General features: G+C 47.1%; 15 protein-coding genes. 4 read left to right on the plus strand and 11 right to left on the minus strand.

Annotated elements, in window-relative coordinates:
* Positions 1-112: 112 nt before the first annotated feature.
* The 4 genes from cobN (HRR27_RS12210) to HRR27_RS12225 all read right to left on the minus strand — a co-directional run bounded on the left by cobN (HRR27_RS12210) (position 113) and on the right by HRR27_RS12225 (position 12,983).
* Complete coding sequence (gene cobN, locus HRR27_RS12210) at positions 113-4,045, minus strand: cobaltochelatase subunit CobN (RefSeq protein ID WP_173274105.1); 3,933 nt, start codon at positions 4,043-4,045, stop codon at positions 113-115.
* A gap of 12 nt (positions 4,046-4,057) precedes the next feature.
* A complete protein-coding gene (locus tag HRR27_RS12215; RefSeq protein ID WP_173274106.1) occupies positions 4,058-6,277 on the minus strand; it encodes a TonB-dependent receptor plug domain-containing protein in 2,220 nt (739 codons plus the stop codon).
* A gap of 170 nt (positions 6,278-6,447) precedes the next feature.
* Positions 6,448-10,686 (minus strand): cobaltochelatase subunit CobN, encoded by a 4,239-nt coding sequence (cobN, locus tag HRR27_RS12220; protein ID WP_173274107.1) that lies wholly within the window; start codon positions 10,684-10,686, stop codon positions 6,448-6,450.
* Positions 10,687-10,754: 68 nt separating this feature from the next.
* Positions 10,755-12,983: a TonB-dependent receptor gene (locus HRR27_RS12225; protein WP_173274108.1), complete on the minus strand. Its 2,229-nt coding sequence runs from the start codon at positions 12,981-12,983 to the stop codon at positions 10,755-10,757.
* A 263-nt stretch (positions 12,984-13,246) separates the two neighbouring features.
* Here HRR27_RS12225 and HRR27_RS12230 point away from each other — a divergent pair, with 263 nt between their 5' ends.
* Positions 13,247-13,402: a hypothetical protein gene (locus HRR27_RS12230; protein WP_173274109.1), complete on the plus strand. Its 156-nt coding sequence runs from the start codon at positions 13,247-13,249 to the stop codon at positions 13,400-13,402.
* Between the two features lie 101 nt (positions 13,403-13,503).
* Here HRR27_RS12230 and mtnN read toward each other — a convergent pair whose 3' ends face one another.
* From mtnN to HRR27_RS12265, 7 genes are all read right to left on the minus strand, one after another.
* The gene (gene mtnN, locus HRR27_RS12235; protein WP_173274110.1) at positions 13,504-14,196 is read right to left on the minus strand and encodes a 5'-methylthioadenosine/S-adenosylhomocysteine nucleosidase; all 693 of its coding nucleotides are present in this window, start codon (positions 14,194-14,196) and stop codon (positions 13,504-13,506) included.
* A 3-nt stretch (positions 14,197-14,199) separates the two neighbouring features.
* Positions 14,200-14,721 (minus strand): S-ribosylhomocysteine lyase, encoded by a 522-nt coding sequence (gene luxS, locus HRR27_RS12240; RefSeq protein ID WP_173274111.1) that lies wholly within the window; start codon positions 14,719-14,721, stop codon positions 14,200-14,202.
* Positions 14,722-14,744: 23 nt separating this feature from the next.
* Complete coding sequence (locus HRR27_RS12245) at positions 14,745-15,194, minus strand: LptM family lipoprotein (protein WP_173274112.1); 450 nt, start codon at positions 15,192-15,194, stop codon at positions 14,745-14,747.
* An 89-nt stretch (positions 15,195-15,283) separates the two neighbouring features.
* Positions 15,284-16,843 (minus strand): cryptochrome/photolyase family protein, encoded by a 1,560-nt coding sequence (locus HRR27_RS12250; protein WP_173274113.1) that lies wholly within the window; start codon positions 16,841-16,843, stop codon positions 15,284-15,286.
* Positions 16,840-18,360 (minus strand): 3'-5' exonuclease family protein, encoded by a 1,521-nt coding sequence (locus HRR27_RS12255; protein ID WP_173274114.1) that lies wholly within the window; start codon positions 18,358-18,360, stop codon positions 16,840-16,842. Before HRR27_RS12255 ends, HRR27_RS12250 begins: the two co-directional genes overlap by 4 nt.
* Entirely contained in the window at positions 18,350-18,511 is a 162-nt protein-coding gene (locus HRR27_RS12260) for a DUF2256 domain-containing protein (protein ID WP_173274115.1), read from the minus strand. Before HRR27_RS12260 ends, HRR27_RS12255 begins: the two co-directional genes overlap by 11 nt.
* 8 nt (positions 18,512-18,519) lie before the next feature.
* A complete protein-coding gene (locus tag HRR27_RS12265; protein ID WP_173274116.1) occupies positions 18,520-20,112 on the minus strand; it encodes a cryptochrome/deoxyribodipyrimidine photo-lyase family protein in 1,593 nt (530 codons plus the stop codon).
* A 422-nt stretch (positions 20,113-20,534) separates the two neighbouring features.
* On the opposite strand from HRR27_RS12265, the gene HRR27_RS12270 reads away from it, so the two are divergent.
* From HRR27_RS12270 to pdxH, 3 genes are read left to right on the plus strand one after another with little or no spacing between them, the layout of a single operon-like run.
* A complete protein-coding gene (locus tag HRR27_RS12270) occupies positions 20,535-21,398 on the plus strand; it encodes an alpha/beta fold hydrolase (protein WP_173274117.1) in 864 nt (287 codons plus the stop codon).
* Between the two features lie 3 nt (positions 21,399-21,401).
* Positions 21,402-21,599, plus strand: coding sequence for a CPXCG motif-containing cysteine-rich protein (locus HRR27_RS12275; RefSeq protein ID WP_173274118.1), 198 nt, complete (start codon positions 21,402-21,404; stop codon positions 21,597-21,599).
* A complete protein-coding gene (gene pdxH, locus HRR27_RS12280; protein WP_173274119.1) occupies positions 21,592-22,248 on the plus strand; it encodes a pyridoxamine 5'-phosphate oxidase in 657 nt (218 codons plus the stop codon). The genes HRR27_RS12275 and pdxH overlap by 8 nt, the downstream gene beginning before the upstream one ends.
* Positions 22,249-22,273 lie beyond the last annotated feature (25 nt).

Here is a 22,273-nt window from a genome sequence, read left to right on the forward strand (position 1 = left end):
CGAAACTTTGACTCTATCCTTAGATAGCAACGGTTTGTTTTAAACATTCTAACCTTGCTATCGCTAATAAAAACAAAAAACGCCCATTTAAGGGCGTTTTGAGTACTAAGCTTTACCGTCTTAAATAGATTTGTCGCAAAGCCCCTGCCGCGAGGAATGCTAAGAGTAGCAACCACCATTTTGGTTGGTCGATTGGGTCTTGTTCATTGGGTTGTTGCTGTTGCATTTTCTGACCTTGCACCGTTTCAAGCGTTTCAGTCGGCTCTGTGGCCTCAGAGCTTTCTGGCTGCTCGGGTGCTTGCATCGCCGCAGGTTCGGCTGCGCTCGCTGCCGCATCGGGTGCCGCCGCAGCACTTAAGCCATAACCTGCTGAGAGCTCGGCAACATAGGCTTTAAAGGTCTGGTTGTCGGTATGCACATCGTATTTCTCAGCAAGCTCTTGATAGACCTGCACCAACTCTTTTTTGGTTTGCTCACTGGCTTCCCAGTAGTCTTTGCGAATCGCTTCCAGCATACGCTCGGCAATTTGCGCCATCGCGGTTGGATTCGACTCTTCAAACCACTGCTTCATATCCAGCTCGTATTTGTCTTTGATATACACCTCGTGAAACTCTTGCCATTGGTCCGCACGAACCATGCTAGGGTCCATGACATTCCAGCCCCAAAAGTTATTAACACCCTTAAGCAATTCCACAGCGCCAGAGTAACCCTCTGCCTGCATTGACTTTAACCATCCCGGATGAAAATAACGGGTTTGCAGTTCCATCGCCAAATAACTTTCACCAGTCGTTAACTTGGTTTCGGTTGGATTGGTCATATCAGAAATGTACAATTGCGGGCTTTCGCCATTTACCGCACGAGCAGCCAGATTTAAACCACCGACATACTCAAAAGGACAAGCTGAGTTTAAAAAACCATATAAGTTAGAGGAGCGAGAAAAAACGGTGGCATCAACCCCTTTAAGCTGTTCAGCGAAGAGATTGACCTTTGCATGCTTGTCACCCCATTCGTCCTGATTTGGACCATAAGCATGTTGCATTGGCTTTAAAAACAAATCATATAATTTGCTTTCGTCTTCCCAAGTATCGGAAGCCAAGGTGGCATCCTCCAGATTGACGCCATAATTACCTTGTTCTTGCGAAAAGATTCGCGTTACCGCCATATTACTGGCTTGCTTACCGCTAAATCCTTTTGCCTGTAACGCTTTTAGCAATTCTTGAGCATGCTGACGCACCACATTGTCTGCCTCTTGCTCTTCAGCAACCAATGCCACCGCATTCGCAATATGCACCATTACATTTGGAAAATGGTCACGATAAAGACCAGCGGCCGATACCATAATATCAATTCGTGGACGACCAAGTTCCTCTCGCGAAATCAGCTCCACGCCTTCCACTTTGCCACCTTTATCCCAAATAGGCTGCACCCCTAAGGCATATAAAATTTGCGCTTCCATCATGCCTAAATGACGCATGGTTTCACCACTCCACATGGTAAAGGCGAGTTTTTGAGGAAATTTCCCTTCCGCTTTTTTGTGCGCGGCGATCAATTCATTTAACGCCTTTTTACCCGACTCCCAAGCAGATTGAGTTGGTACTTTTTGTGGATCAAAAGAGTAGAAATTACGGCCCGTTGGAGATGCATCGGGCATGCGAATAGGGTCACCGCCAATTGAGGTTTCAATATAACGACCATTCAGCCCTTTGATTAAATTCGCTAATTCACGGGTTTGCGATAAATCGTCATAATGTTGCTTGGCTCTTTCTAACATCGAAACCATCACTTCACTTGCTTCAGTTGGTATCGGTTTTTGATCAATCAAAACATCCGCTAAATAACGGTAAGGCAAACTTTGTTTGATTTTGGAATATTCCACCGCAAACAGCTCACTGGTATCGTCAATGCCTAACTCGGCATAATAAGCCTCTCCCAGAATTTGCATCACCGTCAGTACTCTTTCTTCTGGTTTTGGGTTGGTGCCAAAGGTGTGTAATCCAATTGGCTGAGTGTGCTTAGCAATGGCATGCAGATAGTCATGTACCTTTTGCAAAAACACGGGGAAATCCTGTTTAGCAGCGGCTGCATCTAAACCAAGATCGCCCATAATGTCATCGCCAGTCACACTGATCAGATTGTTTTCTGTTTGCGCTTTAACTGCGCCATCATCCAATAATTGATATTCATGCACTAAATCATGAATTGGTTGCAAACCTTCATGCAGACCGGCCGGTGTAAAGGCGGGCGTTTGATAACTAATCAAGGTTGCTCGTCCTCGACGTTTTGCCTGAGTACCTTCTCCTACGACATCAACACTGTATGGATATAACACAGGTATATCCCCAAGCGGAATCAACGGATAATCATGCACAGACAGCGACTGCTCTTTACCCGGCAACCACTCTTGCGAACCGTGTGTTCCTAAGTGAATTAAGGCATCGGCTTTAAAATGCTCGCGCACATAAAGATACACCGCCATGTAATAGTGATTAAGCGGTAAACGCATGTCGTGATAAATGGATTTTTCGGCGTCTTCACCACGGCGCCCGCGTGGTGGCTGAGGTAAGGTCATTAAATTGCCATTCATAATACGTGGTATCACAAAATAAGATTGGCCATCTTTAATGATATGCATTGGGCTCTCTTCCGGCTGCCCCCAACGAAAAGTGACTTCCTCACGAATCTTTTGCGGAAGTCGTGCAAACCAATTTTTATAATCGGCCATTGGCATTAATTCCGCTTTATCTGTGGCCAATAACGGCTCTAATGCGTTATCACGATAGAAAGGACGTTGTATTTCGCCCACTGCATCAATTAGCCCTTGCTCAGAACTTGGTGTAACTTGATAGCCTTCATTCGCCATAACCTGTTCAATCTGCTGCATTGATAAGGGAATATTCATAAAAGACGCCGCCATGTTTTTCTCACCCGGCGGATAGTTCCAATACATCAAGGCAATTTTCTTATTGGCATTAGCCTTATATTGCAACTGCGTTAAATTTAAAGCCTTGTTAATCATCGATTCCATTTGCTCGGGAATCGAAGTCGTTCTCCCATTCTCAACCGCCGACACCATTAAGTTATCGGTCAATCCAGCATACTCTTTCGGCACATAATAAAACGGCATCAGTGCCGGATTTAAACCAACAGGATTTTCACGCCAATCTTGAGTATCACCGGCACGCCATGTCATTCCCAACATCACTGGAGCACCGAAATCCTCATACTGTTGACGATTTTGCTTGTGATTCATAGAGGTAAAGGCAATTAATACGTCGTAATAAGGCCTGTTATTGCCTTTGTCCATCGCCGCTTTGAGACTGCCGACCTTATTGAGTTGTACATAGAACGGCAAAGCAATTGCCCCCCTATCCTCCACAAGGCGAATCGCTTCATTCAAATGATCGGTATCCATCGAACCAAGCATCGCGTGGTGAAACATCAAACCAATGACCGGTTTACCTTGAGTTTTTGGGTATTCAGTTTGATACCATTCAAGATATTCCGAAGCGGTTTTAAAAACATGCGTCGGGCGCTTCGGATGATACAGCCCATATTCCGGAAACTCGACATAGGGCAACACATTTGCATCTGCATTGTCGAAAATTTTGGCATCAATATAGGTGAACATGCGACGCATATTTTCATAACCTGCATTTTTAAAATACAGCCAGATTTGTTCTTGCTGATCGGCTGGAATACCTGAGCCTTGATGCGATATATAACGCAGTTCCATTCGTTTCTGTGGTAGCGATTTCGAGATGCTATTAAGCACTTGTGACATTTTCGATTGATCATTACTGCCCATGACTTCATACAACAGCAAGTCAGACTGCTCCGCTGCACTTGCCAAAACTTTCACATCGGTACGCTCTACATTGAACTGGTTAACCGTAACACCGACTTCTTTTGCCGCCTGCACAATCATGTCGTACTTGCCCTGCAAAAAGGAATCGGTGGTGAAAAACACCACCTTCTGTTGCGCATTTGCCAGCATTGGAAAGGAAAACAAACAAAAAAGAACCACAAAACTTAAGAATCGACTCATCGCAGATTCTCCTTAAAAATTGACTTTCATTTCTAAAGTCGCGTTACGCCCCGGCAATAGGTAATATTCGTAAGCTTCGATATCAAATAGGTTATTTACCGCGAGGCTAATTTTTGTCTGCTTTGACCATTGATAGGCAACTTTCATATCGGTCATTTGGTAATCGCCGTATGAGCCATAAACGCCCCAAACTTTTCCGGTATTACTTTCAGAACTCTGTTTTTTGCCTATAAAGCGAGTTTGCAACATCCCTGACCAATCACCTTGCTGAGCATTAAATACCGCACTCCACATGCGTTCGGGCGTAACGGCTAAAACATTGCCTTCTGTACTTGGGCTAGCCGCATTTTCTAACATTTCTGAATCTATCAATGAGTAGTTCAAACTCAGATTCAACCAATCTGTCAACTGGTTCATCGCTGTGAGTTCTAACCCTTGAACTCGTGCTTTACCGGCATTGTCTTTTTGCACTTCGGTCGCAGAAAGCACTTTCCCGAAAATCATGTCGTCAATCGTGGTGTGATAAGCCGTGGCACCTAATTTCACTCGTTCGTTTAGCAACCAATCACCACCGATTTCATAAGTGGTTGCCGTTTCCGGTTTTAAATCAGGGTTACTTAAATAATATTTACCGCAACAATACAGTGTTCCGTATAACTCGTAATTATCCGGTGCGCGAAAGGAGCGGCCGGCAGATGCGCGTAGTACAACATCTTGGGTCAGCTTGTATACCGCCGATAATTTCGGACTGAAAGCACTATCAGAACGTGATGAAAAATCGTTTTCATAGGCTCCTGAATCGGTTTTGTAGTTACTGCCTTGCGTACTCCAATAATCGTAGCGCCCACCGGCATAGAGGGTTAAATTGTCTGAAACAGATATTTCATCTTGCAAGAAAAAAGCATAAGAAATCGAATCGCCTTCAACGCCTTCGATTAGCTCTTCTTTAGAGTTTTCATTGCGGTAATTCGCAAGAGTCCAAACTTCGCGATCAAGATAGGAACTACGAGTGCTCAATCCTGTGACAATATAATGATTCTCACTAGCGGCAAAACTGACTTGCGCTAAGCCGTCAAGCGAACCACTCGGCGAGGCGTTATATTTTCCAGTGCCATCATAAAAAGTCGCAGGGGAGCCCTTGGCGTTATACCAAGTATCTCGATCCAGCTTTGAAAGCTCTAACTTGACATCATAATTGCCATCAATCAGTGTTTTATAACCAATAAAACTGCGTACTTCACTTTGATGAAGTGGCGTCGAAGCAACAAAATCCGACTCTGCTAACGATAGCGCATTACTTCCGTCAATACTCAGACCTGATCCTAAAATTGGATTGCCATTTTCATCGCGGAGATAGTTGTTGTAGTTTTGCTGCTCAGTATCAAAGGCACTGTAAGAAATACCACCATACACCTCAGAATTCGCATCAAGATCGTAATCCAGTTTTAGAGTAACGTTATTCTGCGTCCATTCGGTTTGCCCTTTATCACCGACAATGAAAGCATCCGAACCGGTTGCCGTTTGAGTCGCAATCCCTCCGGTTACCGGCACTGTTCCCGCCGTCGTACTTGAAGGCGTTTTTACCACCAATTCATCTTCATAACCATCACGATTCTTTTGACCAACGCCAAAAACGATACCGATACCGTTATCCAGTTTTTCTCGGTGATAGAAATCAATATCTTCTCCAGAACCATCGCCAAAGCCTTTACGAAGGGTCAAAGTGGTTTCCGGCTCGTCGCTATCTTTGGTAATGACATTAATGACACCGCCCATTGCATGACTTCCGTATAGCGATGAGAAAGCCCCCGGTACCACTTCAATCCGTTCAACGTCATCAATCATGATCGTACGGAAATCAACCTTACTGGAAAAACCGTCGGTTAATGACTGACCATCGACAAGCACCGCGGTCCGCGAGGAGTCCATGCCGCGAAAGGTGAAACTGCCAGCACCAACACCTTTACCCATTTGACCAAGCTGAGGGGCGGCCAAGCTTAATCCTGGTACATTTGTCATCGCATCGCCTATAGAGGCAACGTTTTTACTCTCTATTTCATCTTGGCTAATTAAGCGAACCGCTGCAGGCGCTTCAAAAATTTCAACTTCGGTTTTAGTGGCACTGATAACAACCTCTTTTAACTCGGTTGAATCCTCAGCAACCGCTAGTTGCGCTGCCAACAGCGCCGAGGTTAAAAGACTTAATTTAAATACCTGTTTCTGGAGACCCATAATCTTGCACTTTCTTTATATTGAAAAAATGCAAGGATTCTAAAAGTCTATTAAAAAACATACAATGTGACAAATTGTCGCACCTCATAAAACACTTATATTTCATGAAGCTATACATAAAAAAGCCTGCACTTAGGCAGGCTATAACGGTTACTAAAGAAACGAAATTCTTACCTTCTTAACCAGATTTGACGCATAGCCCCTGCCGCGAGGAGTGCTAAGAGTAGCAACCACCATTTTGGTTGGTCGATTGGGTCTTGTTCATTGGGTTGTTGCTGTTGCATTTTCTGACCTTGCACGGTTTCAAGCGTTTCAGTCGGCTCTGTGGCCTCAGAGCTTTCTGGCTGCTCGGGTGCTTGCATCGCCGCGGGTTCGGCTGCGCTCGTTGCCGCATCTGGAGCAGGCGCTGCACTTAAGCCATAACCCGCTGACAGTTCAGCAACATAGGCTTTAAAGGTCTGGTTATCGGTATGCACATCGTATTTCTCGGCCAGCTCTTGATAGACCTGCACCAGCTCTTTTTTGGTTTCATCACTGGCTTCCCAATAGTCTTTGCGAATCGCCTCCAACATACGCTCGGCAATTTGCGCCATAGCGGTTGGGTTAGATTCTTCAAACCACTGCTTCATATCCAGCTCGTATTTGTCTTTGATATACACCTCGTGGAATTCCTGCCACTGATCATCGCGCACCACATTGCGATCCATCACCTGCCAGCCCCAGAAATTGTTAATGGTATTGAGCATCTGCAAGGTTCCGGCATACCCCTCCTTTTGCATTTCCTTGACCCAGTTTGGATGCTGATACACCGCACGCAGCTCGGTGGCTAGGAAACGCTCGGCCGTTTGCAATTTGGCTTTTTTCGGATCACGCATATTGGAGATATACAGCTGTGGCGCTTCGCCTTCAAGATGTTGCAACGCCATGGAAATCCCACCTAAATATTCAAATGGGTGGTCGGTATCCAATAGCCCGCGCAAATTTGAAGAACGCGAGAAGACCGCTGCTGAGGTGCCTTTTAGCTGTTCAGCATAAACATTGACCGTTTCGCCTTTTTCATTGGTGAGCTTTTGGCTCCATTGCGAGGTATCTGGACCATACGCCCACGACATTCTTGAGAGATACAGCTCAGCAAGCTTGCCATCGTCCTCTTCCCACTTATCCGATGCCAAGGTCGCATCCGGCAGTTTTGTACCATAGTCGCCACTTTCGGTACCGAACACACGGGTTAAAGCAAAATTGCGCGCCGCTTTCGCCTCGACACCCTGTTCTAACAAGGCCTTTTCAATGCGCAACGTATTGGCACGAATCAGGTTTTGCTCAGGGTTTTCATCGAGATTTGCCAACATCACAATCGCTTCGTTAAAGCGTTCCATCACATTCGGGAACTGGTCACGATATAGACCGGTTAGCGAAATCACCGTATCAATTCGAGGCCGTCCAAGCTCTTCCAATGGAATCACTTGCAAACCAACCACACGCCCGCCGCGGTCCCAAACGGGCTTCACGCCCATAGCATAGAAAACCTGTGCTTCCAACATTCCAAGATGACGCAGAGTTTCAGTGGACCACATCGAGAAGGTCAGTTTTTTCGGGAACTCATTATGGGTCGCTTCGTGCGATAAAATTAGCTCCTTCATCGCCTGCACCCCCGCTTCATAAGCGGCTTTGGTCGGAATACGCGATGGATCAAAACCATACATATTGCGTCCTGTGTGAATCGCATCGGGATTACGAATCGGATCACCACCATAAGACGGATCAACCCATTTAGCGTCTAATCCCGCCAAGATACCCTTGGTTTCTGACTCGGCACGTAAGTTTCGCGCATACTCAATCCCCTGTTTGACCACCGCAACCAATTCAGCGTTTTGTTGATGCCTTGCAGTTAATGGCTGCTCCAAGATAATGTGATTCAGTACAAACTTAAACGGCTCAGTGGTTTTGATTAGCTTATAGTCTGCTCGAAACAGTTCACGACTGTTTTCGACACCAAGCGGTAACATCACATCATTACCCAGCATCAACATAATATTGAGTGCTAAATGCTCATCTTCGGCGGTTTGTCCAAAGGTATGCAAGCCAAGCGGCTGCATCGCCGAGCCGAGGTCTTCCAGATAGTCTTCAATATCACGCAAGAAGTGATCGAAATTAGCATGCAAATCCTCAACTTTCCATGCCATATCCTGCGGAATATTCATGCTCACCGCTTGCTCGATAATCAACTCTTTGGCATTTGATTTCACCAAGCCTTCATCCAGCGATTGATACTCGCGAATCGCATCATTGATGGCGACAAAATCATCAGATAGACCGGCCGGTGAAAATGGCGGCACTTGATAGCTAATAATCACTCCGCGACCACGGCGTTTAACATGCAGTGCTTCACCAATATTATCGACAATATAGGGGTAGACAATCGGCGTGTTCCAGACCGCTAAATTCGGACTATCATAAGCCCACATACCGCGCTCTTTACCTGGATGCCACTCTTGGGTGCCGTGGGTTCCAAAGTGAATAATCGCATCCGCGCCATACTGCTCACGCACCCATTGATAGGCGGCAATATAGTAGTGATTCATTGGGCGCTTGGTATCGTGAAACAGATCTTTGTCTTCTTGCGCCGAAGAGCCACCGCGCCCCGGTTGCGGCATAACAATGAGATTGCCCAGTTGCACGCGCGGAATCACAAAACCTTTTTGCCCTTGATATTCCACCATCCACTGACTGTCTTCTGGCTGCCCCCAGTTATCATTAATCTCTTGTTGCACCGCTTCAGGGAAGCTGGCGAACCACTGGCGATAGTTCTCCAACGGCATAAAGCCCCACAGGTCGGTTTTCATTAGATTAGCAACTTCATTTTGACGATACGCTGGGCGCAACATCGCCGCCACCGCATCAATCATCTCCTGCTCAGAAATATCCTCCAACGCATAACCTTCGGCTTTTAAATCCTGCACGAGTTTTTCGATTGAACGCGGCACATTCATATTTGACGCACCTTGATTCTTTTCACCCGGCGGGTGATTCCAAAACATCAATGCCAGCTTTTTATCGGCATTGGCTTTGGTTTGCAGTTTGGCAAGATTCATCAATTTGCCAACCAATAACTCTACCTGCTCTGGCAGCGGAATCATTTCGCCATCTGGGTTCACCGTCAGTATCACCGGGTCTTGAATGCCGATGTATTCCGCATTGGTCAAGGTAAACGGCAAGCTAAACGAATTCACCCCAGCCAAATCTTGCAGATAAGCCTCCCGATCGCCATCACGATAATGAATCACATTAATCACTGGAATGCCTTGCGCTTGATAACGCAATTTACGCCCTTCGACATCACCACCCAAAAAGGTATTGACCATCATTACCTGCGGTAAGACTTTGCCATTGTGGGTAATTAGCGGCTCATTAAACTGATATGGACGGCCAGTTTTTGGATTTGGGAAAGGATTGTCGTCAGCACTCGGCTTGGCGGCTTGCCCCCAACTCGATGCAGGACGACCACTGGCCTGACCAGCGTTTGCCGGAACTGTAGCTGGTCTGCCCGATGCGGAACTGGACGGATTGCCACTGCCATAACTGCTAGCAGGACGCCCGCTGGGTCTAGCATCGCCAGTGCTAGCTTGGGCTAACTTCGCTTGTTCACGCGCGAGCGATTGACGCGAGCGAAAATCTTGTTGAAAGGTCCTTGAGGCGCGATAAAAAAATAGCGGCATAGCGCCACGCTGTTCGATGTCTTTAATCAATACATCTAAATGGCGCGTCTGCCCGTCAGCGATATAGCTAGAGGTGGTTTCCATCGCAATCACATGGCCTTGCGTACCATCTTTGCCCTGTTTTTGCTGCCACCATTGCAGATAACTGGGTAAATCAGCAAACACTTGCTGCTTGTAATCCGGATGATAGATCCCGCCATTTGGCATTTCATTGGGTAAAGGAATGGCTTCTAAATCACCGTTTTCGATAATCGCCTTGGCATAATCAAACAGCAGGCGCTGGTTTTCAGCCATCCCCGCTAAATAGTAACCGTAGATTTGCTGCGCCTGCTCGACAGGTAAATGAATGCCTTGTAAACGCGCGGTGCGCGTCATGCGACGAATATGCACCACCGGTGTTTGAGTCAAAGCACGCAGCGATTCACCGGCATGAATTTCGATTTGCGCTTGGTCATCTGAACGCGGTGCATCGACAATCACCAAGCCGGTATTTTGCAGCGCCTTGGCAACATTCTCTTTACCACCGGAACCGTCTTTGGCATCGACCTGCACCCAAGCAAGCTCAACGCCACGCTCTGCAGCGGCCTTTTCCAGTAGTTTAAATTTTTTATTGAGCACAAACTCGGTGGAAATAATGGTCACCTTAGGCGCCATTTCGGTAGCCGCTTCTGACGAGAAAACGGGCGCTGTCATTAGAGACAAACACCCGATCATCAGAAACACCCATTTTGATAAGTGTTTCAACATTGGACTCTATTTCCTTAGAATTTGACTTTAAAACCAGCCATATAAACACGGCCCGGATCAACATTAATCGACAAATCTTCGGCGTCGTAATCGCCGTCATAATCGCTGTCTGAAGTACCGCGCACAATCGAATAGAATTGGTCGTCAAACAGATTATCAACCTTAAAGAACAGGGTTAAGGTACTTGCAGCTCCGCCCAATACTTGCGCTTTAGTGACATATTGCATGCCCAAATTCACTAAGGTTCGTGCCGGCATTTTTTCCTGATTGATTTCATCGGCATAACTTTCACCACGATAATCAATTTCGGTCGTCAGCGTCAGTTTCGGCGTTGGATACCAGTGCGCACGCACGTTGGTCATATGTTTTGGCGAACGTGGCACATAGTTACCGCCATTGTCGTAATGTTTAAAGTAGACCTGATTCATTGGGTCAACCAATTCTGCTTCAGAATCGACTTGCGTACGCGCATAAGGATTGCCAAGCGCAAGGAAGAAATTGTCATAGTCGACAAATTTATTAATCATAAAGGTGTAGGCAAAGTCGAATGACCAGTTATGCTTTTTCTCGGTCTGCATCGCCAACTCAAACCCTTTTGAGGTGGTGTGACCGATGTTGTCGTAAATATCCAGCACGTCATCGGTGGCCGCATTGCCATTGGCGTACTGCCCCAAGGCGGCGGTAATAAAGTCTTTACGATTGATATAAAACAGAGAACTATTGATATGGGTTTTCCAACCAAATAGGCTCGCTTGAGTACGCGCACCGATTTCATAGTTCATATTGGTTTCCGGTTTTAAATCCGCATTGGTTTCCATTTCGGACAAGGTTGGTGTTCTAAACCCGGTAGAAATCGAACCATACAGAGAAGTTTGCGCAGTCAGGTCATAATCCGCGCCTACTCGCCAAGAGTGGATATTAAAGGTGTCCTCGCGTCGTTCGCCGCTGCGCTGATCCAAATCATCTAACGCAATATTGTCAAAACGGTAGTTCGCCGTTAGCGTCGTCTGTTCATTGACCGCTAACTTGGCTTCGGTATAAACCGCTTTGGTAATTTCTTCCAAATACGAATCGGAAGTGACCGTCCCTTCGGCAACCAAACGCCCACGGCTTGAATAATCTTCTTTTGCCACCGTTTTTGAATCGTAGGTGTTTTTCTTGACTTCCAAACCGCCCATTAGAGCAAAATCGCCAAAGGATTCGCGCGCTTCGAGTTTGGCACCGCGTTGCAGCTGCTCGTAATAATTTAGGTTGGCATAACGATCCACCTGATCGTCACCGACAAAGCTACCGTCCAAATCGACCTTGATTGGCGAGGACCAAAAATCGGTGATGTCTTCATATTGATAAACAATCGCTGAAAAATTACCCGTGTCGGAGAAGTCATTGGAATAGGTTAAATTTAAGCGCGATAAATCGACATTAAACATCCGCGTATAACCACGCCCTTCGCCTTCACCGGTCGGATTTTCTTCCGCCGCAGTCACTCCGCGCACCGAACCGTCACGGTCACGGAATCGCTCTACCTCTTCAAAGCCAAACGACAGCTCGCTATGGTCATTTAAATAATATTCAAAATTACCCGAAACCGCTTCGGCATCGCGTTCCGACAAGGCGTAATACCCATCATTATGACGATCGGAAATTTGCACATGTCCGGCAAAATCTTCTTCGGCAATGCCGGCTTTAACCAAAGTGCGGGTGTAACCGTAAGAACCCATGTCGGCTTCCAGCGTGACACCGGCATTACTGGCGCCGCGTTTGGTGGTGATGATAATGGCACCCGCCAGCGCATCTTCGCCAAACAGATAAGACGCGCCGCCCTTTACCACGCGGATTGAAGCGATGTTATCCAGATCGACATTCACCTTACCGGTACGCTCAAATACCGGCACGCCGTCAATCACGATCGCTACCCCCGGTTTTTCCCCCATATAACGCTGATTATCCACCCCGCGGATTTTAATTTTGATGCCATCGCCTTCACCGGCAAGGTCAGCGGTAATCCCCGGAATCGAGCGCAAGACTTCAATTAAATTTTGCGCATGCTTCTCTTCAACCACTTCGCCGCTAATAAAGGTCGTGCTCGCCGGAATATCGGCATCCGACTCAAAACGATCTCCAATTGTGGAAGAGGTGACCGTAACTGCGTTCAACTCGGTTTGTGCCTGAACCGCCGGCAAACCCAATGCCATCAACAAAGAGGAAACTAAGGTTTTTTTAATAAAGGATTTTGGTTGCATTCTTCTATCCGCCCGATTTTTTCTTATATTTCGATTTGCGCGGATTTTAGGTAGAGTTTGCAGTGATAACAATGCGACAAATTGTCGCACCCGGTTCCAAAAAGCCTCCGTCAATCACCAATCTTTTAGGATAAATTCGAAGGCTCTCCATTAATTCTCAACCATCACGCGGTTGACATTAATTATTTTATTCATATAATCAATTTATCTTATATCAGAAAAAGATAATATTAATCTTTACCCTTTAACAACAGGAACGCATTATGAAAAAATTATTTGCATCACTATTCATTGCCGGTTCACTATTCGCGACAGCCGCTTCTGCGGCCGATTCATGGTCATTTGACGGTGAAGCCGTCACCGGCTCTAACTCCGGCGGATGCACTTGGTCTTTCGACTGTGAAAAACCGATGAAGTAATCGCTGTCAACAAACAACTTAAGTTTTAACCTCTCCTAAAAGCAAAAGGGCCGAATGATTCCTCATTCAGCCCTTTTCTTTTTTGTCACACTCAAAGCCGATTATAGGTGTTTCAACATCCCTAAAATCACTTTCGCCGAATGCGTTGCCGCTTGCTCAAGATACTGTTCAAAAGTGACTTTATTTTCCTTACCGGCGATGTCCGACAGCGAGCGGATAATCACGAAAGGTTTGCCAAAGGTGTGACACACTTGCGCCACTGCCGCCGCTTCCATTTCGCAAGCAATCATCTCTGGAAAAGCTTCGCGCGTATTATCAACATCAACTTGCTTATGCATAAAACGGTCGCCAGTAGCGATTAGACCGTGCATATGCACCACTTCTCCAAGCTCTTCAATCGAAATTTGCGCCGCCTTCACTAAATTCTTGTCTGGAAGAAAACAGGCCGGCATGCCAGGCACCTGCCCTAATTCATAACCAAACGGCGTGACATCCACATCGTGATGACAAACGCTCTGGCTAATGACAATATCGCCGACATTTAATGCAATATGAAAACCGCCGGCCGAACCAGTATTAATGACAAAATCCGGCTGATACAATTGCAATAACAAGGTCGTGCTAATCGCCGCATTGACCTTACCGATGCCCGATCGCAATAGTGCGACATCAATACCATCAATTTTACCTAGATAGTATTCAAATCCGGCATGGGTTTCGGTGGTCAAATCGGTCATGTTACTGCGCAGTAACTTTACCTCTTCTTCCATCGCACCGATGATTGCTACGCGCATTGGTTACACCTCGTTGCCAAGCGCACGCAGAACTTCGTCGCTCATTTTCAGGTCTTCGTTTTTGTTGATGCCGATGCCTTTTTCAATGATTTCTTGGGCAATCGCATGCGCTTCATCCAACGAATGCATGGTGTAAGTACCGCACTGATACTCATTCAACTCAGGAATATCCTGCAAACGCTGCACCTTTAACACATCTTGCATCGCTTCATTCCACGCTTTTGCCACACGCTGCTCGTCCGGCGCCCCCAACAAACTCATGTAAAAACCGGTGCGGCAGCCCATCGGCGAAATATCAATGATTTCCACACCGTCACCGTTTAGGTGGTCGCGCATAAAACCGGCAAACAAATGTTCCAGAGTGTGAATCCCGCGCTCGCCCATAATCGCTTTATTCGGCTTGTTAAAACGCAAATCGAAAACGGTAATGGTGTCGCCGGCTGGCGACGTCATGGTTTTAGCAACGCGCACCGCCGGTGCATTCATAATTGTGTGGTCAACTCTAAAGCTGTCTAGCAATGGCATAGTTAAATCCTTAAGATTAAGTGTTAAATTGAATCGGTTTTGCTGTCTTCCAGCGTACCTTTTATCATCCAGCCGTTGTCGGTTTTGATAAACAGGTAATTACGGCTAAAGTCGATGCTATCGCCCTGTTTGAACTCCGGCAGGGTCATTTTCAAAACCCCGATACCAAACGTCTGTTTCATTTTTTCCATATGCGACAGGGTAGAATCGCGCATGATTTCGCGTGCATATTCATCCAACGAGCGTTGCGCAGTGGCGGTAATGGTTAATTCGGCAACATAATGGGTGTCGTTCTTTTTATAGCCATTGTCTTTGACCACAGTATCGGCCAAAAACAGACCAAGAAACTCCTGATTGAACTTCTCTTTGGCCATTGCTTGAATATCCGAATCGGTCGGTTGCGTCAAACCGAAACAACCGGCCAGCAACACAACAGTAAACAGCAAGCTTAGGGTGGATAAGATTTTCGTCATGCCCTTTTCCTCTCAGCGCAAAGCAACAAGCGCCGCCACTGAGCGCCCATTTCGCAAAACTCAAAGGATACCATAAAGCGCCAAACTCCTCAGTACAACTGGGATGTTTGTTGCGCAAAAATCTGCTCGGCTTTTTGCAAAATCGCCTGCTGCTCAGACTCGCTTTTATTGAGCCAATGTTTGACCTGCATCGCCAAACGCGGATGCTCCGCCAACCACGATTGATGGCGGTAGATAAAATGCCAATACAGCGTGGTAAACGGACACGCTTTTTCGCCGCTTGCCGCTTGCGGCTTAAAAGCACAACCGCTGCAATAGTTCGACATCCGATTAATATAACTGCCACTGGCGATATAAGGTTTAGAGGCCAAGATGCCGCCGTCGGCAAACTGGCTCATGCCCAAGGTATTCGGTACTTCCACCCAAGCGACCGCATCGACATACATCGCCAGATACCACGCCTCAATTTGTTGCGGTTCAACCTCGGCCAACAACGCATACAAACCGGTCACCATCAAGCGTTGAATGTGATGCCCATAACCATAATCGAATACCTGTTGTAACGACTGCCGCATACAGTTCATCCGCGTTTCGCCGTGCCAATAAATTTGCGGCAAATCACGATGATTATTCAGCGCATTAAATTGCGTCCACTGCTCGCGCTGCAACCAATAAATGCCGCGAACATACTCACGCCAGCCAAGAACCTGACGGATAAACCCTTCCGCCGCATTTAACGGCGCTTGCCCTTGGCGATAGGCGTATTGCGCCGCTTGAATCACCTCCATCGGATGCAAGAGTTTCACGTTCATCGCCATCGAAATTCGGCTATGGAACAACCACGGTTCACCCTTCCACATCGCATCCTGATAATCGCCGAAAGTCGGCAAACGCTTAGCGATAAAATCCTCTAAGGCCACTAATGCCTGCGCACGATTCACCGGCCAAAAAAAGCGTGGCAAATTCCCCGCTAGATTCGGCAAGATTTCTGCAACGTCTTGGCGCACCTGCTGAACAATTTCATCCTCTGCAAAGTCGCATGGCATGGGAATTTTTGGTGGACCGGCCTTGCCAAACGCCTTGCGGTTATCAGCGTCGTAATTCCATTTTCCGCCTTCGGGTTTGCCGTTATTCATCAAAATATCGCAACGCTTGCGCAACTGCCGATACCAATATTCCATGCGCAATTGCTGTCGGTCTTGGGCCCACGTGCTAAACTCGCCCGGCTCGGCAATAAAGTGACTATCGGGGAGAATCTGCAGAGCCATCTCATTTTGTTGACAGAAATCTTGCAACATCTGTAACACCCGATAATCGCCGGGTAGAACACAGCGGATTTGCTGCACTGAATACTCGCTCAGTGTGTGCGCTAAAGCACTGACGAAACTCGATTGCCGCGCGCTCAACGCAAAATAAATCAGCGGCCAATTTTGCTGTTCAATCCATGCGGCGAAATGACGCATCGCCGCCAAGAACAATACCGTGCGCTGTTTGCTCGACGAAGGCTGAGTCGATTCGTCGCTGACTTCCGCCATCCAAATCGCGTCCTGCTCGGCATCAAAATTGGCAAACAGATTCGATTTTTGATCGAGTTGGTCACCAAACACTAAACATAGATGGCGCAGGCTTTTCTTGTTTTCAACGCTCATGCAATGCTCCTCAATTGACTGTCCAGTTGTTGCAGCTGCAAGCCATTGTCTTTGATGCTTTGCTCTTCCAATAAAAAGCGCAGCAAAATGAAATAAATATCCAAATCAAACTCCGGCAGGCCGCTCTGTAAACGCTCGGCGACCTCGTCTTCATTGCGCACTCTGCCGAAATAACACCACTGGTCAACCAAGTGATGCGCCACTTGCGACTCATCATTTTCGTCAACATCTGTGCCACTAACCCGCTCGCCTACCAGAATCGGCCCGCTCCACGGCCAGACCTGTTTTTGCAGATGCTGTAAAGCCCCCATGAGCCGCGTGTTATAGCTCGCGACCGGTTCTTTTTGACAACAGGCACCCATGCATTTTTTTAGCTGATAGGCAAAACAACTGCCGCTGTGCTTACCTTCCAGGCCGCTGAGTCGCTGGCAGAGCAGATAGTTTTTGACCAATTTTTCCAACTGTCCTTTGGCCTGCCGTTGACTGCGAAACAAACCGAAACGCTGCTCGCCGCTGTCGGCATCTTCTTTCACCGCAACCACGTTGGTTTGCAGATAACCGTGTTCATCCTCTTCTAAGCGTAACTGGTACAACTGGGTGACCTTTTTCAGCCGCTTATTCAAGCTCGGGCGCAAACGCTTGACCTCTTGCGACTCTAAAATCTGCGCACCGAAATCCGATGGCGTCACTTGAAAATCGATATGGTGGAGGGTTTTGCTCAAGCGTAAATCGGTCGCGGTTTGATGGTCTTGATAGAAATGACTCAATACGCGAGTTTTGATATCTACCGACTTGCCGACATACAGTAACTTACCGGCTTCGTCATAGAAGTAATAGACCCCAGCCAGATTCGGTAACTTCTGTACTTCTTCCTGCGCTAAATGACTCGGCAGCGCGGCGCTCTTCAATAACGATTGGCACACAGCAGACACTTCGTCGGCATCGAACTGCTGGGAAATCTTTTGAAAAAAAGCCAACACCGCCAGCACATCGCTCATGGCTCTATGCCGGTTTTTCAAGGTTAAGCGCATCCGCTTGAGAATGTTATCCAAGCCGTGCCCTTTCACCTGCGGAAACAGCTTGCGGCTGATTTTAACCGAGCACAATGTTTTCACGTGAAACGCTTTGCCGCAGCGTTTGAACTCATTTTTAAGAAAGCCGTAATCGAAACGTGCGTTGTGCGCGACCACAATTTCACCATCCAGCTGCTCGGCAATTTCCTCGGCCATCTGGCTAAAGGTCGGCGCATCCTGCACCATCGAATTGTGAATGCCGGTGATATTGGTGATCCACGGCGGTATGGTGGTTTGCGGATCGAACAGCGAATGCCAATGACCGACCACTTGGCCGTTTTCAATTTTAATCCACGCCAGCTCGGTAATGCGGTCACGCAACGCCTTCCCACCGGTGGTTTCGCAATCAAGAATAAAAAACCGATCGGGAAAGCCTGCTAACGGCACCTCTTGCAAACCTAACGCCAAGTCGGTAAACAGTTCGGGATTGAGGTCAATCGGCATGCGAATCTCGCTGATTGTTCTTGTTGCGGCGACAGCGTTCCGAGCAATATTTGACGGCATCCCAATCTTTGGCCCACTTTTTACGCCATGCAAATGACAAACCACAGGTTTGGCAGGTTTTTTCCGGTAAATTGACTTTTTTATGCGCCATGATTTTTCCTAAAACAGTTGCATCTGCTGATCGAGCAAAGCTTGATATTCGGCTTTCTTTTGCGCCGCTGCGCTCAGTTTTTTGGCTTTACGGGTTTGATTCATACTGCGTTCGCTCGGCTTGCGACGACTGCCATGTTTACTAAACACCACGCCTTTCAAAGCTTTCACCTCCGGCAGTTGGCGCACGGCATGCAAACGTTGTTTCGCTTCGCGCGCGGCCTGCTGATGCTCGACAATTGGCAAAGGGTAATTTTCGCCAAGCTTAACTCCGAATTGCGCTAGCACATCATCGGAAAAATCCCAAGGTTGGTGAATCATGCTTTGATCTAACTGCGCCAGTTCAGGGCACCATTTACGGATAAACTCACCGCTCGGATCTTGATCCATCGACTGCTTGACCGGATTATAAACTCGCATGGCATTAATGCCGGTGACCCCGGATTGCATCTGAATTTGCGAATAGTGAACCCCCGGTTCGTAATCAGTAAAAAGCGCACCAAGATAAGGCGCGAATTTCTGCCACGGCAACCACAACTGATAGCTCGCAAACGACACCAACATGGCGCGCATCCGAAACGGCAGCCAACCGCGTAAACGCAAACAGCGCATACAGGCATCGACCATTGGAAAACCGGTCTGACCCAACTGCCACGCCTGCAAACGCTGTTGCGCCGTCGCATCCCAGTTACGCAGGTCGCGCAACAACGGATGCATTTCTAAAAACTCGATTGCCGGCTCGGTTTCTAGCTTCTGCATAAAATGACTCTGCCAAAACAGCCGCTCACTGAATGCACGCAAATTACGTTTATATTGTTTGCCCGGCAAAACATCCCATGTCTGTTGCATCACTTCGCGCACCGACAGACTGCCCCACGCGATATGCGGGCTGAGCCGCGAGCTGAATTTCGCCCCATGCAGTGGCTTAGCTAGAGTTTGCAAGTATTTCTGCTCGCGGTGCTGCAGAAAGCTTTCCAATAAGGCCATGCCCAAACGCCGACCGCCTTTCTGAGTCTGTTCATTCGCAATATAAGCATCAGAACGCAGGCAATCATTCTGCAATCGCAACGGAAATTGCCACAAAGCAAAGTGCTCGCTGGGCGGAAGCGAATTAGGAATCGGCAAAGCCGCTTGGGCAAAATAGGCTTGCACCAAACTGCCGTAGTCATCGCGGTTCAGCGTGCCGCGTTGAATCGGTTGCTGCACAGGTTCATGCCAAACGATGGTTTGCTGCGCACACCACGCTTTTAAGGCTAAGTCGCGCTGAAAGGTCCAAGCGTTACCCGTTTCTTGATGCGAATAAATTGCCCTAATTTGGTAGTGCCGTTGCAGTTCAGCAAAAACCTCTAGTGCCTCGCCCACTGCATAATTCAAAGCACTACCCCTATCGGTTAATTCACGCTGCAAATCAAACAAGCAATCGGCGACAAATCGCCATTGGCGATGTGACGAGTCTGGCAGTTGCCAGTATTCCGGTTCAACAATATACAGCGGGAAAAGTTTCGCTCCTCGCGTTTGGCAAGCGGTAATGGCTTGGCATAACGCAAGGTGATCCGCCAGCCGCAAATCGCGTTTAAACCAAAGCACGATGATTTTTGTCATGTTTGCTGCCGCCGTTGCATAAGTTTTACCGATTTAACAGGGATTTAATTATACAACCCTAAAATTAATCGCACAATTATTTGACAATAGTTATACAAATATGAATAATCATGTTCGTGGAGCATCGTAAAACTCGTCCACATTAGTTCCCCAAGCGTGCGCATAAAGTTCGGGAATTACGCACCCGAACCCGATATTGGTTTTACGTCCCGATATCCGCCTGCCGATTTCGCTCACCATTTTTGCGGCACTTGGGGCTTTTTACGACACTTTTTATAGATTGCTAATTTCTCTCCATGAACTTTTACTCTCACCGTTTAACACTTGCGGTTTTAAATTTATTTAAAACCGCACTTTTTTTATTTTCCACATCCAGTTCAGCAGTGGCCGCAGAATCTGTCGGGTTTAGTTCGCCACCCCAAATGCTAAACAGCAATCTGCAACAGCCCTTTGCCTATCATCTCATTCGAGGACAAAATGGCACAACGCCGGTTATTTTATTGGGCGGCGGACCAGGATTTAGCAGTTGGAATTTACAACCAATTCAGCAAATTATTGCTGGCATGGCGCACGATACTTATTTGATGGACATGTTAGGCATAGGCGAAAACCGTTCTGCATTAAACAAACAGCAACCAGTCCTTGAACAGTGGATTGCGCAAATTCGCGCTTTGCAATTACAAGCTTCTGCCGACCAACCGGTGATTTTAGTGGCGCACTCTTGGGGAGCTTTAATGGCAATGCTCTACACGCGTGAATACCCTGAGGCAGTTAAAAAATTGGTTTTGTTGAATCCGGTCGATCCTGAGAAAAAAGCCATGGCGCAACTCACTGAAAGCATTCATGAGCGCAATATGCAGTTGCAATCACCAGCTTGGGATGACGAAGCCGCTTGGGAAAATAAGACTGAAGTGGCGGAAGAAGATCTTGAGTACATCACTCTGCGGCAAATTCAACAGGTTTTACCGACCTACTTTTTAGATTACAAACTTGGTCAAAAATACGCAGCGCAGTTTACCACTGACGATTTCAATATTGATTTAAACGTGCAAGCTTGGCGTGAATACGATGCCAACCCAGTAACTTACGCACAAATTAACCAATGGCAATTGCCGAGTTATTTCCTGGAGTGCCAACAAGATTACCTAATGCCATTTAATTTAAATGCCATGCAGTCTAAAATGCGCTTACAACAAGTACAGGTTATCGAAGGCTGCGGCCACTTTCCTTGGATTGAACAGCCGCACATTTTCGAGCGCCATTTACAAAGCTTTTTGCAGGACTAAGCGATGCTTCTAGAAACTCAATTTGTACAGTGTCCCTATTGCTGGAGCGAAATCGAAATCGTACTTGATCCAAGCGATGAATCCAGCGAGTTTGTCGAAGACTGTTTTGTCTGTTGCCGGCCAATTCATTTTCACAAATTCACCGAATTTGACGGCACAATGCAGCTGCAAGCCATCCACGAGGACGAAGCCTATGACTGATAAAACTCAGCGTGATTTAAGCGACTACCGACAGCGCTATCTGCAAGGCGGCTTAGATGAAAACGATGTGCCGAAAAATCCCTTTGAACTGTTTAGTGACTGGTTCGCTCAGGTCGAAGAAGCGCAATTAATCGAACCGAATGCGATGGTAGTCGCAACGGTCGATGCCGACGGTATGCCGTCAACCAGAACGGTGTTGTTGAAATATTTCGATGAAAGCGGGTTTGTGTTTTACACCAACTTCAGTAGTGAAAAAGCCAAGCACATCGAACATAATCCGCAAGTCAGTTTGCAATTTCTGTGGTTGGGCTTAGAGCGCCAAGTCAAAATTCAAGGGATTGCCGAAAAAGTGTCGACCACGGAGTCGCTGAAGTATTTTGCCAGCCGTCCGAAAGGCAGCCAAATCGGCGCGTGGGTCAGCCATCAAAGCCAAGTGATTTCCAATAAACAACTGCTACTCAACCAGTACCAAAAGATGGTTGATAAATTTAAACACGGTGAAGTGCCTTTCCCCGATTTCTGGGGTGGGTATCGGATTAAGCCACTTAAAATCGAGTTTTGGCAAGGTGGTGATAACCGCCTACATGACCGAATTGAATACCAGCGCAACAACGCAAATGGTTGGCAGATTAACCGGCTAGCCCCCTAAAAACTGATTCGTCGCCAATAAAAAA

The organism is Thiosulfatimonas sediminis, from assembly GCF_011398355.1.
In the GTDB taxonomy this organism is placed as follows: Bacteria; Pseudomonadota; Gammaproteobacteria; order Thiomicrospirales; family Thiomicrospiraceae; genus Thiomicrorhabdus; species Thiomicrorhabdus sediminis_A.